This window comes from Paenibacillus polysaccharolyticus, from assembly GCF_900102085.1.
GTDB lineage: Bacteria > Bacillota > Bacilli > Paenibacillales > Paenibacillaceae > Paenibacillus > Paenibacillus polysaccharolyticus.
Genome location: NZ_FMVM01000020.1, coordinates 49,936 through 63,444, shown reverse-complemented (window position 1 = coordinate 63,444; position 13,509 = coordinate 49,936). Strand labels below are relative to the sequence as shown.

The 13,509-nt window shown below is 49.2% G+C and carries 11 protein-coding genes; 10 read left to right on the top strand and 1 reads right to left on the bottom strand.

All coding sequences use genetic code 11. The features are described from left to right. Window positions 1-30 precede the first annotated feature (30 nt). From BLQ13_RS24060 to BLQ13_RS24030, 7 genes are all read left to right on the top strand, one after another. Entirely contained in the window at window positions 31-2,346 is a 2,316-nt protein-coding gene (locus BLQ13_RS24060) for a glycoside hydrolase family 3 N-terminal domain-containing protein (RefSeq protein WP_090924286.1), read from the top strand. After that, entirely contained in the window at window positions 2,343-5,648 is a 3,306-nt protein-coding gene (locus BLQ13_RS24055) for an alpha-mannosidase (protein ID WP_090924234.1), read from the top strand. Before BLQ13_RS24060 ends, BLQ13_RS24055 begins: the two co-directional genes overlap by 4 nt. A 281-nt stretch (window positions 5,649-5,929) precedes the next feature. Continuing rightward, the gene (locus BLQ13_RS24050; RefSeq protein ID WP_090924233.1) at window positions 5,930-6,805 is read left to right on the top strand and encodes a sugar phosphate isomerase/epimerase family protein; all 876 of its coding nucleotides are present in this window, start codon (window positions 5,930-5,932) and stop codon (window positions 6,803-6,805) included. Window positions 6,806-6,816: 11 nt separating this feature from the next. Continuing rightward, the gene (locus BLQ13_RS24045) at window positions 6,817-7,689 is read left to right on the top strand and encodes a sugar phosphate isomerase/epimerase family protein (RefSeq protein WP_090924232.1); all 873 of its coding nucleotides are present in this window, start codon (window positions 6,817-6,819) and stop codon (window positions 7,687-7,689) included. A gap of 189 nt (window positions 7,690-7,878) precedes the next feature. Further along, window positions 7,879-8,106: a MerR family transcriptional regulator gene (locus BLQ13_RS24040; protein WP_090924231.1), complete on the top strand. Its 228-nt coding sequence runs from the start codon at window positions 7,879-7,881 to the stop codon at window positions 8,104-8,106. Between the two features lie 127 nt (window positions 8,107-8,233). Beyond that, a complete protein-coding gene (locus BLQ13_RS24035; RefSeq protein ID WP_090924230.1) occupies window positions 8,234-8,794 on the top strand; it encodes a hypothetical protein in 561 nt (186 codons plus the stop codon). Window positions 8,795-8,973: 179 nt separating this feature from the next. Next, a complete protein-coding gene (locus tag BLQ13_RS24030) occupies window positions 8,974-9,402 on the top strand; it encodes a VOC family protein (protein WP_090924229.1) in 429 nt (142 codons plus the stop codon). Between the two features lie 146 nt (window positions 9,403-9,548). Here BLQ13_RS24030 and BLQ13_RS24025 read toward each other — a convergent pair whose 3' ends face one another. Further along, on the bottom strand, window positions 9,549-10,394 hold the full coding sequence (locus BLQ13_RS24025) for a hypothetical protein (protein WP_090924228.1): 846 nt from the start codon (window positions 10,392-10,394) through the stop codon (window positions 9,549-9,551). Window positions 10,395-10,636: 242 nt separating this feature from the next. On the opposite strand from BLQ13_RS24025, the gene ytxJ reads away from it, so the two are divergent. The 3 genes from ytxJ (at window position 10,637) to kdpA (ending at window position 13,456) form a co-directional block, all read left to right on the top strand. After that, window positions 10,637-11,176 carry a bacillithiol system redox-active protein YtxJ gene (gene ytxJ, locus BLQ13_RS24020; protein ID WP_244159441.1) on the top strand — a complete coding sequence of 180 codons (540 nt, stop codon included), beginning with the start codon at window positions 10,637-10,639 and terminating at the stop codon, window positions 11,174-11,176. A gap of 432 nt (window positions 11,177-11,608) precedes the next feature. Further along, window positions 11,609-11,686, top strand: a complete 78-nt coding sequence (locus tag BLQ13_RS29220) for a potassium-transporting ATPase subunit F (RefSeq protein ID WP_090924284.1) — start codon at window positions 11,609-11,611, stop codon at window positions 11,684-11,686. Between the two features lie 90 nt (window positions 11,687-11,776). Then, window positions 11,777-13,456, top strand: a complete 1,680-nt coding sequence (gene kdpA, locus BLQ13_RS24010) for a potassium-transporting ATPase subunit KdpA (RefSeq protein ID WP_420848965.1) — start codon at window positions 11,777-11,779, stop codon at window positions 13,454-13,456. Window positions 13,457-13,509: the final 53 nt, after the last annotated feature.

The following is a 13,509-nucleotide window of genomic DNA, read 5'->3' as shown; positions in this document are numbered from 1 at the left end:
CAGGAGGAGAATGTGCACATGCAAACGCAAATGGGCTACAAAGATGCATCACTTCCCATTCAGGAGCGGGTACGGGATCTGCTCGAACGAATGACTACCGCAGAGAAGATTGGGCAGTTGATCCAACCTATGGGGTGGAAAACGTACAAGAAAGCGGCAGACGGTACGGTACAGGTAACCGAAGAGTTCGAGGCGGACATGGCGCAGGGTGGTGTCGGCTCGTTGTATGGTGTACTCAGGGCTGATCCATGGACAGGAGTTACTTTGGATACAGGACTGACACCGCGGCAAGGAGCAGTAGCCACAAATGTGATTCAGCAATATGCCATAGAACATTCCCGGTTAGGCATTCCGATTCTGTTCGGAGAAGAATGTTCCCACGGGCATATGGCCATTGGTGCAACGGTCTTTCCTGTGCCTTTAACGGTAGGGAGCACATGGAATACCGATCTATATCGCAGGATGTGCGAGGCGATCGCTGTGGAAACCCGGAGTCAGGGCGGCGCAGCTACGTATTCTCCAGTGCTGGATGTTGTGCGTGACCCGAGATGGGGACGGACGGAGGAATGTTTTGCCGAAGACGCTTATCTGATCGGGCAGTTTGCCGTAGAAGCCATCTATGGATTGCAGGGAGAGCGTCTTAATTCAGACCGGACGGTGATAGCGACACTTAAACATTTTGCAGCGTACGGCAGTTCAGAGGGAGGACGCAACGCGGCGCCAGTGCATATGGGAATGCGTGAGTTGCACGAAATCGACTTGCTGCCGTTCAAACAAGCGGTGGAAGCCGGAGCCTGCTCGGTCATGACGGCCTATAACGAGATCGATGGTGTGCCGTGTACATCCAGTACGTATCTGCTTCATGATCTTTTGCGGGAAGAGTGGGGTTTTGACGGATTTGTCATTACCGATTTTGGGGCGATCCAGATGCTAGTGAACGGACACAATACGGCAGAGAATGGAGAGCAAGCCGTGGCCCAGTCCCTGCTGGCAGGTGTAGATATGGAGATGTCTGGATTCATGTATCGCAAACATCTGGCACAAGCGCTTGAACAGGGTTTACTGGAAGAGGCAGAACTAAATTTGGCGGTGCGACGGGTATTGGAGATGAAATTCAGGCTTGGTTTGTTTGAGCAGCCGTATGTTGATCCTGATTTTGCAGAAAAGGTTATCGGGTGTGACGAGCATGTTGGGCTTGCACGGGAGGTGGCACAAGAGGGAATCGTCCTGTTGAAAAATGAAGGACATGTGCTTCCGCTTGCTACTCAGGGAGCCAAACTGGCTGTGATCGGGCCGAACGCCAACCATATCTATAACCAGCTTGGAGATTATACCTCACCGCAGCCGAGAGAGCAGATTGTGACGGTGCTGGATGGTATTACGCGCAAACTCGGTGGGACCGATTCTGCTCAGGTGCTGTATGCACCCGGATGTCGGATCAAGGGGGATTCGAGAGAAGGCTTTGCGCAGGCGCTGACATGTGCAGAGCAGGCCGATGTCATCGTTATGGTGATGGGTGGATCGAGTGCGCGTGATTTCGGCGAAGGTACAATTGATCTGCGAACAGGGGCATCCGTGGTAACCGACGATCCGTGGAATGACATGGAGTGCGGGGAAGGCATAGACCGTTCTTCGTTGAACCTGATGGGTGTGCAGCTGGAACTGGTGCAAGAAATACATAAGCTGGGGAAACCAGTCGTTGTGGTGTATATTAACGGGCGCCCTATTGCCGAACCGTGGATCGACGAGCACATTCCAGCCATTCTGGAAGCATGGTATCCGGGGCAGGAAGGGGGCAATGCCATCGCCGATGTACTGTTTGGGGATGTGAATCCATCGGGGCGACTGACCGTATCCATTCCCAAACATGAAGGTCAGCTTCCCGTGTACTATCATGCGAAACGGACGCGTGGCAAACGGTATTTGGAGATGGATCTAACGCCGCAATATGCTTTCGGACATGGGCTTAGTTACACGGACTTCAAGTACGACAATGTTCGAGTGACACCGGAAGTGATTGGCCCGGACGAGGAGGCACAGGTGCAGGTCGAAGTGACGAATGTGGGTGCTGTGGCAGGCAAAGAGGTCGTACAACTGTACATTAGCGATGTGACGGCTTCCGTTACCCGGGCTGAAATTGCCCTGAAAGGTTTCAGCAAAATCCATCTGGCACCAGGAGAGACTCAAACCGTAACGTTTTCTGTACAAAAGGAACATCTCGCACTGATCGACTCCCGTCTCCAGTCTGTGGTGGAACCGGGTGAATTCAAGCTGATGGTTGGACGCAGCTCTGCGGACTGGACGGCTTGCAGTCTGCATGTACAACAGGTGGAGGTGAAGGTATGATCCGAATGCAGAGGTTTATCGAAGACTTGAAGCAGAAGCAGTGGCTGGAAGTCGTTGAGCTTCCCGAGTGGCAGATGCAGCGAGCACGATATATTCGGCCGGGAGAATACGAGTATGAGCAAGAATATGCACATGAGCAGGGATATGCGTATGGTCAGGAGCGCGCATCTGAACAGGAAGGGCACGAGGAGATCCAGCATTCCCTGAATCCGTTGAACAGCACACACGGAACGACGTATTTTCTGAGCAAAAGAGTGCAGATTCCTGAGACGTGGCAGGGTGAGGCTATCGGATTCATTTTTGAAGCGGGTGGGGAAGGGTTGATGAAGGTCAACGGTGTTCCGTATCACGGTCTGGATCGTAATCATACCTTCGTACCTCTCCCAAGAGAACGTGTGGGAATCTCGCCACAGCTGGAGATCGAGCTGTATGACCCCATCCCTGAACCGCATGATCCCTTGAATCGGCAAGCGGTAATTCAGCCCCCGATTCAGGGGATACGAGCGGCGCTGGTGCATGTGAATCAACCGTTGCAGAGCCTGATGTACAGCATAATGGTACTTTCAGAATCGCTGCAGGCTTTACCGGAGAAGGATTTGAAACGCACAACACTGGTTCGGTCTGTCCATCAGGTGATGGATGAGATGTACCATGATTCGGGACGCTGGCAGGATGGTGTATGGCTACATGAGCTGGAGCAGAGAATCGTCCAGACCGTGGAGCGGGAAGACCCGGAGCAGCATCGAAGCGGGTTTATGCATCTGGTTGGACAGTCTCATATTGATGTGGCTTGGCTCTGGCCTGTGCGGGAAACCGTGCGCAAATCGAGCCGAACGTTCTCTACGATGTGTACGCTTATGGACACATACCCGGATTTTGTGTACTCCCAGAGCCAGCCTCAACTATATGCTTTTGTTAAGGAGCATTATCCTGAGCTGTATGAACGGGTGAAGGCACGAATTGCCGAAGGGCGCTGGGAACTGGTCGGTGGCATGTGGGTGGAGCCGGATCTGAATATCCCAAGTGGTGAGTCCCTGGTGCGGCAGATTTTGTACGGACAGCAGTTCTATCAGTCGGAGTTTGGCAAACGTTCGAGCATTGAATGGCTGCCGGATACGTTTGGATATTGTGCTTCACTGCCTCAGATTCTGAGGCTTGCCGACATTCCTTATTTTATGACGACCAAACTAAACTGGAATGATACGAATGTGTTTCCGTATGATCTGTTCGACTGGGTGGGGATTGACGGTACCTCCGTGCTGTCTTACCTGAATCATGGTGTAAACGAACATACGCGTCCCAAAGATGTGCATGAACACTGGCAGTCTTACAAGCAAAAAGACGTTCATGCAGAGCAGATGTTGCTTTATGGACACGGCGATGGTGGCGGCGGTGTGACGAACGAAATGGTGGAGTTTGCGGAGCGTTCTCACCTGATGGCAGGGCAGCCGATCAGTCAATTCAGCACGGCGGGCGCCTTTTTTGAAGGCATTGCAGCGAGTAAGCCAACACTACCGAAGTGGCATGGTGATCTATATCTGGAGCTGCATCGCGGCACATATACAACCCATGCACGGAATAAACGCAGCAACCGTAAGGCCGAGGTACTCTATCGCGAAGCAGAAATCTGGAGCCAGTGGGATCAGAATCGCGTCCGGATGTTGGATCGCAAGGAAGTGCTTGATGAAGGCTGGAAGCTGATCATGTTGAATCAGTTCCATGATATTATTCCGGGTACGTCGATTCCCGAAGTGTATGTAACTTCTGCTGAGGAGTATACGAAGGTGTTTGCGCTTGGTGATGACGTGTTACAGGGGTCACTCGATGTGCTCACGGATAACATTGCAACGAATGAAGTATCAGGTAAGCCGTACGTTGTATTCAACAGTCTTGGCTGGGAGCGGAGTGAAGTGATCTGTATCGCAGGGGATACAGATTGGGAGGGCTTGGCGGCGTATGATCGCTATGGAAATCGTTTGATTAGCGAGGTAGAGCGGGAAGAGCAAGAAAATAGGGTTAGATTGCATGTTCTTGTTCCTTCGATTCCTGCCTTTGGGTATATCACCATATGGTTGCGCGAGACAAAAGAAGAAGTAGAACGATATTCAAAAGAAGAAATAGCGGTAACTGTAGAACAGGGAGCGGATAGCGCATTAGGAGCAACAGGTGAGAGCGACATTCCAGTAGGGAAAAAAACAACAAATGCAGATCTAGAAGTGAGTTCAGCGATCCAAAAGACAGCTAAGCTTGAGCAGATACCTGCTTGTTGGGAAACCGAGTTCTATTTGCTCGAATTCAACGACTTGGGTGAGATCACAAGATGGTATGACAAGACGGTAGAGCGTGAATGGTTGAGGCCGGGCGATCGAGCAAATGAGTGGCAGTTTTTCCACGACAAACCGACGTACTGGGATGCATGGGATATAGACCCAAGATTTGAATCTCAGCGGGCGAGTGCTGTGCAGCTGATCTCCAGAGAGATTGTTCAGCGCGGCCCTGTGCAGGATGTACTGCGTTTCCGCTGGAAGCTGAATGAATCCGAGATTAGCCAGGATGTAATTTTGTTTCATCATCAACGGCGCGTTGATTTTAAAACTCGGGTAGACTGGAATGAAAGTCACAAGCTGCTCAAGGTGGCGTTCCCGGCAGATTTGGTGGCGGCTAAAGCAACCTATGAGATTCCGTTTGGTGCCTTGGAACGGGCAACGCATAACAATACGAGTTGGGAACGGGCGCAGTTCGAGGTGTGCGGGCATCGTTGGGCTGATCTTTCGGAGGGCAATAGCGGCTTTAGTTTGCTGAATGACTGCAAGTATGGCTACGACATTAAGGATCGCACGATTCGTCTTTCACTGTTGCGAGCGCCAAAATGGCCGGATGTACATGCCGATCAAGGACAGCATGAATTCACATATTCCGTACTGCCACATGCAGGTGACTGGCGCCAGGCTAATGTCGTGCAACGTGCGATGGAACTGAATCATCCGGTTCAAGTGATTGCACCTACACCACATAGAGGCACAAAACCCTCGGAACACAGCTGGGTTCAGTTCCATAGTGAACATGTCATTTTGGATACGATCAAGGTGTCGGAGGACGGAGCAGGAACGGTACTGCGTTTCTATGAATCGAGTGGGGGCCGGGAAACGGTACAGGTGCAGTGGAATGAACAAAACGTGAGTGCTTCAATCATTAATCTGCTGGAAGATGAGCTTGTCCCGCTCACTTGCGAGGGTGGAGTGTTTAAACTGACGTTTAAACCCTATGAAATCAAATCGGTAAAGCTTGTGCCATCAAGTTGATACGATATAAGTTGAACTATTCATTTACACTATAACGGAGAGGACAGAAAAAACCTGAAAAAGCGAAACGCTCGCCTTTATCACCGGATTTTCCCCTTTGGAAAAGGGAATCAAAAAAATCTGGGGATAACAGCGATTGGAAGGTTATTCTGTCATCGGAGTGTTCCGTGTAAAAAACCTTTAGTTCAACTTATATAGCTTGATTTTTGAATTCACGGATGCACGATGGATTGAAACGTCAAAGAGCGGCATAACTCATCTAATCTCATGGGAGGTACGACATGAAATTAACCAATAAGATCGGTGTAATCGTAGACAGTTTTGGCGTAGGCGTGCGGGAAGGGCTGTTGAAAGCCAAGGATGCAGGTGCAGAAGGCGTACAGATCTACGCGGTGAAGGGGGAGATGGACCCGGAAAATCTGTCGCTAGCGGCTCGTAAAGAGCTTCGTAGTTATATAGATGGTCTCGGTCTTGAGATCTCAGCATTGGTTGGTGATCTGGGCGGTCACGGATTTCAGGTCAAGGAAGACAATGCATGGAAAGTAGAAAAGTCTAAACGAATTGTTGATCTTGCTCTCGATCTGGGCACAAATATTGTGACCACACATATCGGTATTGTTCCACATGATCCTTCTTCCGAAGTATACGAAACACTGCACGCTGCCTGTGAAGAACTGGGACAGTACGCCAAAAGTGTCGGAGCCTACTTTGCGATCGAGACAGGGCCGGAAACGGCTGCTGATCTGAAAAGTTTCTTGGATACCCTCTCCACGAACGGGGTGTCGGTCAATTTTGACCCGGCAAACATGGTGATGGTGACAGGAGATGATCCGGTACAGGGTGTGAAGCTACTCAAGGATTATATCGTGCATACACATGTGAAGGATGGCTTGCGTCTGAAAGAGGTCGATCCACGGGACGTGTACGGTGCTGTGGGTTATGCTCCGATGGATCATGAGAAAATTGCCGAAATGGTAGCTTCCGGCGCCTTTTTCCGCGAAGTGCCACTGGGCGAGGGAGCTGTTGATTTTAATGCTTATTTTGCCGTGCTGCAGGAGATTGGTTATACAGGGTATCTAACCATTGAGCGCGAAGTGGGGGACCAACCGGAAGTGGATATTCGCAAAGCTGTGCAGTTCATCAAACAATATCGATAGGAGTGGAGCAGATGAAGGTAGGTCTGAGCACGTACAGTTTGTTGAATGATCTGAATTCAGGAGCCATGACAGTGCTGGATGTAATCGACTGGATTGCAGCGAACGGCGGCGAGCACATGGAGATGGTTCCCTACGGATACACGGTGGAGGATAATCATGAACTGGCGGATGCGATTCGGGAGCGCGCCGAAGCAGCTGGGATTGAACTGTCCAACTATTCTATGCCAGCCGACTTTGTGCAGGAGACGGAAGAGGCTTTTGAAGAAGAGATGGCCCGGGTCAAAAGACATGTGGATGTCGCACACCGGATGGGTGTCAGGCATCTGCGCCACGACGTTACTTCATTCAGGCTACCCAAGGAGAGCACGACCATTGCCTGGTTTGAACAGCATCTGCCTTTGATGGTCAGGGGAAGCCAGGTCATTGCCGATTATGCTGCACAGTACGGGATAATTACAACGATTGAGAATCATGGATTCAGTGTGCAGGCTAGTGATCGGGTTCAGCGAGTATTGCATGCCGTAGATCGGCCGAATTTCAAAACAACGCTGGATATCGGAAATTTCATGTGTGTAGATGAAAACCCGATTATCGGTGTGATGAAAAATCTGCCGTACGCTTCGCTCATTCATTTCAAAGACTTCTACTTCCGTCCGTATGACGAGCATCCGGGGGAAGGGGAGTGGTTTACCACAACTTATGGTAACTTCCTGCGCGGTGCGATCGTGGGTCAAGGTGATATCCCCATCCGTAAAATCGTCAAGCTGATCAAAGATTCCGGTTACGATGGCAACATAACGGTGGAGTTCGAAGGCATGGAGGAATGCAAAGCCGCTTCCAAAATCGCCATGGATAATCTGCGTCGTTTCTGGGATGAAGCATAGAGGGAATATTAATAGTGATTTGGTATAGGGCCGCGTTTTCGTGGCTCTTTTTGTCATATACAGCATACGAACTAGGAGATCATTTTGTAGTGCCATAAAGAGGAATAAGTGACGATAATCACAAGTATGCTATACTGAATGTACGCAGCCTGAAAATAACTGGCTATGGATAGGAGAGATCGTGAATCTATGCAGGTATTTGAGGACTGGAACCAAAAGGTAAAGAAGACGTTCAACGCAACGAATCCCGAAGTGGTATTGACGGTAACTGAGGCGGGCAGCCTGCTAGGGCTGAGTAAAGACCAGATGAAGTTATACGTGGATAAAAACAAACTCACCAAAGTACCTATTATGAGAAGTGTGCATCGATATCTTTTGTTAAAAAGTGAAATCGATCGCATTGTGCAGGCACAATAAATAAGTAGGAAAAAGGCAAGCAGTCTTAGTTGACCGGGGTAATAACTGAATAGAACATTTATAGCCATTTTACCGGGCATTACTCGGGAGAGTGGCTTTTTTCTTGAATAGAGAGGGGGAGTCAGGCATGCTCGGCAGGTTATCATCAGGTTTATATCGGTATGTAAACTGGAAATGGGTTGTCGTTGCGACCATTGTCTTTGGGTGTTTTATCGCATTCGTTCTGCCTTGGCAGGCAGAAAAGTCAAAGGAGGCAACAGGCGGCGGAGAATCGCCAGATTCGTCGTTTCTATACAGCGCCGATGATTTGTATCGGATGGCTGGACACTATGGAGAGAGCGGGCGAAGCGCTTATATTCAGGCCAGGTTTACATTTGATATGATCTGGCCGCTAGTGTATCTGTTCCTGCTCGTCGCTTTGATATCCATGTTGTATCGAGTACTTCCTGCCACAAGCCGCTGGAGGTGGATAAATCTGCTGCCCTTTATGGGCTGGGGGATGGATATGCTGGAAAACCTGGGGGCATCTCTGGTCATGTTCCGGTATCCCGAGCGAACATCTGTGATTGCTGAACTGACTCCTGTATTTACGTTGTTAAAATGGTGTGTAATCTACGCCAGTTTTGCCGTTCTTGTACCGGGGATGGTGATCATGGTTGTGCATTACCTTCGCAAGCGTAAGGTTTAAATGGTGAAGTTGAATGAAGTAGAGAATGGGAGAAGAAGATTTTGGGAAATATAGCTCAGTAACGGTCACCGTGTAGAGTGGAAATTTGTGCTTGTCAAAGGACAATTCGCTCCTATATACTCATGTCGCAAGTGACCTGACCCATATATACTACACAAATCCAAGGAGATGAACAATCCATGGCAATTAACTTGAATGTATACCTTGTTACCAATGGTAACGGGCGTGAAGCTGTCGAGTTCTACAAAGAGGCATTTGGTGCGGAAGTACTCGCAATGCAGACGTTTGGGGAAGGCCCATCCAGCCCGGATCATCCGATTCCACCAGAAGCCAAAGACTGGATTATGCATGCGTCTCTGCAAATCGGCAGTTCGGTGTTGATGTTATCGGATACGCTGCCTGGTATGCCTCACACCGTTGGAGATAACATCACGGTGACGGTCAATACGGACACGGCAGAGCAAGCGAAGGACATTTTCAGTAAGCTTGAAGTAGGCGGTAAAGTGAATATGCCAATTCAGGAAACGTTCTGGAGCCCGGCTTACGGTAATGTTACTGATAAATTTGGTGTGCAGTTCCAAATCAGTGCAACTCCTGGACAAGCATAGGGACAGCTACAGTCTGGGCTTATGTGCTAAATATCAAGCATTAAACTATAAAACACGTAATAACTAAATAACTATCTGGAAAAAACCTCCATTCGCTACATCAGGTAGCGTGGAGGTTTTTTTGTGTACTTTTTTGTGAAAGAAAACTAATCTTCCTTCTGAATCTTGGACGGGTTGTTGATTTTATAGGGTACCGGATTGCGGGTTAATTTCTTTTTGATGATTTTAGCTTCAAAGGTTAGCACATCGCCAACTTCTAATTCCTGTTTCTTCATCGTTGCACTGTGACTGGACCAAGCCTCTCCGACCTCGATGACATCAGGCTCCGTAATGGTTACAGACTCATAAATGATAACTTCATCGTCATTGTCCGAGAAATGGTTGGGTACTGTCGTAAACTCCTTAACCACCCCGCTCATCTTCACTTTGCCTTCGGGCAGATCGATTTTAACGGCTTTTGTTTTCGGTGCAGCTTTGGTTTTGGGTTTGGTTTCTGAAGTCGCATCGGCATTGCTGCCTGCCTGAGGCCCAATGTATTCCTCCACCAATCCGTCAGGATCACCTTTGAGCTCGGAGAAGGAATCTGGCCCATCCATGTCATCCTCCGGATTAACCAGCTCGGCTGACGAGTCGTCCTGGGCAGATGTTTCAGCGGAATCAGGGGCTTGTGCAGTGTAGCCCTGTTCCGTTCCCGTCTCTGCCCCCGCTCCGCTTAATCCTCTGGTGCTGTAACCCGAAGCCTGCATTTCTTTGAGATAGGATGGGTGAATGCAGTGTTTTTGCCCGTTATCCAGCTCAATTACAGCCGTCATGTGATCCACAAAACCTAGAATGGTGCAGGGCAGATTCAGTCCGTTCCCTTTATAATAAAATGTTTTGAGTTTGGTCGCTTTCGCCGAAATTAGACCCCATTCCTGACACTTGGCAATTAACTCAGGCTCGTTGTCCAGTGCATAATATTCCGGTGGTTCAATTGTAAAAGCGTATGTCATATTGGATTTCCGCCTTTCAGTTGCTCTTATGTTCATCGTTTCCAAATTACCATCAGTGTAACACAATTATGTACCCGAAAGATGCAGATTCTGAAAGCTTGTGTGCAGGGGCTGTGCTATAATTTGAACAAAATATGAGATAAAAATATGATCATTGAAGTATTCAGGAAAAGCCTGTTTAGTCGTTCGACTTATATAGCTTCGAATCGCTTGATTCATACGTAGAGAAAGGATGACTTTATGTGGAGAAAAAGGTGAATCATCAGGCACTTTGGCTCGGAGTCGGTGTGGCCCTTGGTGCAAGCTTTGGTACAGCTACGGGGCAGATTGGACTGGGCATCGCTTTTGGTGCTGCTCTTGGCGTGGTGATCGGTTCCGTGGTCAGTAAACGTACAGGCGCCGATTCACATGAGATGTTAAGCGAGCATGTGCTGGAATTGCATAAACTGGAGGATTGGCAAGAGGCGCTCCAACGTTCGCAAGAGCATCCGGTGCTTTTGCTGAAACATAGCACAACTTGTCCCGTTAGTGCGCGAGCATATAGAGAGTTCATGGCTTTTGTCGGCACCAATGCATCCGATCCGAAACAGACGATGGAATATCGTATGGTGAAAGTTATCGAGAACCGTCCGTTATCCCGTCACATCTCCGAAGAGACCGAGGTTCGCCATGAATCGCCGCAGGTACTCCTACTCGATCAGGGGAAGGTTATTGAACACACTTCACATGGACACATCACCAAAAAACGGCTGACACAGTGGGCGCAGAATCCGTTCGGGTAGGGAGGGCTCTGGATCTAATTCTTGATTTCCTTTTTGTTGTAAAACCTTGAGATCTAAAATGTTTTCCCCGCTGGCATTAAGGGCAGGACTACTCGCAGTTCTTAAAAAAAAGATGACCTATTCAATGTAATCTTTAATCCTACATTGATATGTATTTACGTCAGACCCGTTCTTTCAGCTGATCGCTGAGAAGAACGGGTCTTTTTTACGCTTTTTTTACAGCCAGAGCGGCGTTTCTTTACCCCCTTTTTACAGCGATTCGTATTACGATTTTACTTGTAGCAAGCGAGAGGAACGGTAGAGAAGAGAGGATGAAGGACGCATGGTGAATGATGCAACGATGATTGGACTGATCGTACTGTTGTTTGCTTTGTTTTGGGGCTTTGTAAAATTTTGTGAGAAGGCCTGAGGGCAGAAAGGAAGGGCGAAAAGATGATTTTCATCGGCGTGATTGTCATGGCTCTGATTGTCTATCTCGGGTACGTGCTGGTGAAGCCAGAGAAATTCTAACGTAACTGTTCAGATCATGTGCCTGAAGCTGAAGATAAAGAGTAGGTTAGTCGGAAACACCAAGGTTGGAATTAGGGAGGATATGCAGATATGGGTATCGGTGTAGTGCAGGTAGCGGTTACGCTACTCATCATATTGTTACTGGTGAAGCCGGCGGGCAGTTATTTGGTGAGGGTATTTGACAGGCAACGAACGGGACTTGATCGTGTGTTTGGAGGACCGGAGCGATTATTGTATCGGCTGATGGGTGTACGGGAAGATGAAACGATGGGGTGGAAAAAATATCTGTCTGCCGTGCTCATCTCCAATGCGGTCATGCTGATCCTGATGTTTCTGGTGTTACGGCTGCAAAAGTTCCTGCCTCTCAATCCGGATGGGATCGATAATATGCCAGCAGCGCAGGCATTTAACACAGCCGCATCGTTTATGACCAATACCAACTGGCAGTCCTATACGGGAGAGAATGCTCTGTCGTATCTGTCACAACTGCTCGCAGTAACGTTCCCGATGTTCACCTCGGCGGCAACGGGATTCGCGGTGGCGATTGCCTTTATTCGCGGATTAGTAGGCCGCCGGGATGATCTGGGTAACTTTTATGTCGACCTGGTTCGGTCGATTACTCGTATTTTTTTACCGCTCAGCTTCATTGTGGCTTTGTTCCTTGTATTTCAAGGGGTGCCGCAGACGCTGGCCGGTGCGGTGAACGCAACCACGCTGGAGAGTGCACAGCAGACCATTACGCGCGGATTAGTGGCTTCGCTCGAGTCGATTAAACACATTGGAACCAACGGCGGGGGCTGGTTCGGCACCAATGCCGCGCATCCGTTTGAGAATCCAACGGCGCTGAGCAATCTGGTGCATATCGTTTGTATGATGTTGCTGCCGACAGCGCTGGTGTATGCATTTGGCTTGATGGTGAATAACCGGAAGCAGGGCTGGACGTTGTTTGCTGCAATGGGAGTTCTGTTCCTAGTGATGCTGACGACGGTATTTATTTCCGAGTATCGCGGAGTGCCTGCGCTGGATGCGAATGGACTACAAACCAACATGGAAGGTAAGGAGGTCAGGTTTGGGATTCCCGAATCGGCTTTGTTCACGGCTGTAACTACAGCAGCAACAACGGGGTCGGTGAACAACATGCATGAGTCACTTACTCCGCTTGGGGGATTGGTTTCTCTTGCTCAGATGATGCTAAACAATGTATTTGGCGGCAAGGGTGTAGGTTTGTTGAATGGTCTGCTGTATGTGATCATTGCGGTCTTTATCTGCGGGTTAATGGTCGGCCGGACACCGGAGTTCCTGGGCAAAAAGATTGAAGGCAAAGAGATTAAGTTGGCTTGTATCGCGCTGCTGATTCATCCGTTGATTATTCTCGTGCCAACCGCACTCGCTTTAATAAGGCCGGAGGCCGTGGCTTCCATTTCCAATGGCGGTACACATGGGCTAACCGAGGTGTTGTACGCTTTTGCCTCAGGAGCGGCCAATAATGGATCGGCTTTTGCCGGACTGAACGCCAACACGGACTTTTACAATATCGCTATAGGGATTGTGATGTTGCTCGGAAGATATATCTCGATGATTGCCATGCTGGCGATAGCAGGTTCACTTGCCGTGAAACGGGTTGTCCCGGTTACCACAGGAACGCTACGGACGCATACACCGCTATTTGCAGGCATTCTGGTCATGATGATTGTGGTCGTAGGCGCGCTGACATTCTTCCCTTCGCTGGCTCTAGGTCCTATTGCGGAGCATTTGGCGATGGTGCGATGAGCGGCAGGTGAATGATACGAGGTGGTGATGGCTGAAGAAGTGGCAGGTGAATA

What these genes read in the sequence shown, in the direction of transcription:
- BLQ13_RS24060 (WP_090924286.1), top strand. Translation starts at nt 31, where the DNA reads ATGGGCTACAAAGATGCATCACTTCCCATTCAGGAGCGGGTACGGGAT.
- BLQ13_RS24055 (WP_090924234.1), top strand. Translation starts at nt 2,343, where the DNA reads ATGATCCGAATGCAGAGGTTTATCGAAGACTTGAAGCAGAAGCAGTGG.
- BLQ13_RS24050 (WP_090924233.1), top strand. Translation starts at nt 5,930, where the DNA reads ATGAAATTAACCAATAAGATCGGTGTAATCGTAGACAGTTTTGGCGTA.
- BLQ13_RS24045 (WP_090924232.1), top strand. Translation starts at nt 6,817, where the DNA reads ATGAAGGTAGGTCTGAGCACGTACAGTTTGTTGAATGATCTGAATTCA.
- BLQ13_RS24040 (WP_090924231.1), top strand. Translation starts at nt 7,879, where the DNA reads ATGCAGGTATTTGAGGACTGGAACCAAAAGGTAAAGAAGACGTTCAAC.
- BLQ13_RS24035 (WP_090924230.1), top strand. Translation starts at nt 8,234, where the DNA reads ATGCTCGGCAGGTTATCATCAGGTTTATATCGGTATGTAAACTGGAAA.
- BLQ13_RS24030 (WP_090924229.1), top strand. Translation starts at nt 8,974, where the DNA reads ATGGCAATTAACTTGAATGTATACCTTGTTACCAATGGTAACGGGCGT.
- BLQ13_RS24025 (WP_090924228.1), bottom strand. Translation starts at nt 10,394, where the DNA reads ATGACATACGCTTTTACAATTGAACCACCGGAATATTATGCACTGGAC.
- BLQ13_RS29220 (WP_090924284.1), top strand. Translation starts at nt 11,609, where the DNA reads ATGATTTTCATCGGCGTGATTGTCATGGCTCTGATTGTCTATCTCGGG.
- kdpA (WP_420848965.1), top strand. Translation starts at nt 11,777, where the DNA reads ATGGGTATCGGTGTAGTGCAGGTAGCGGTTACGCTACTCATCATATTG.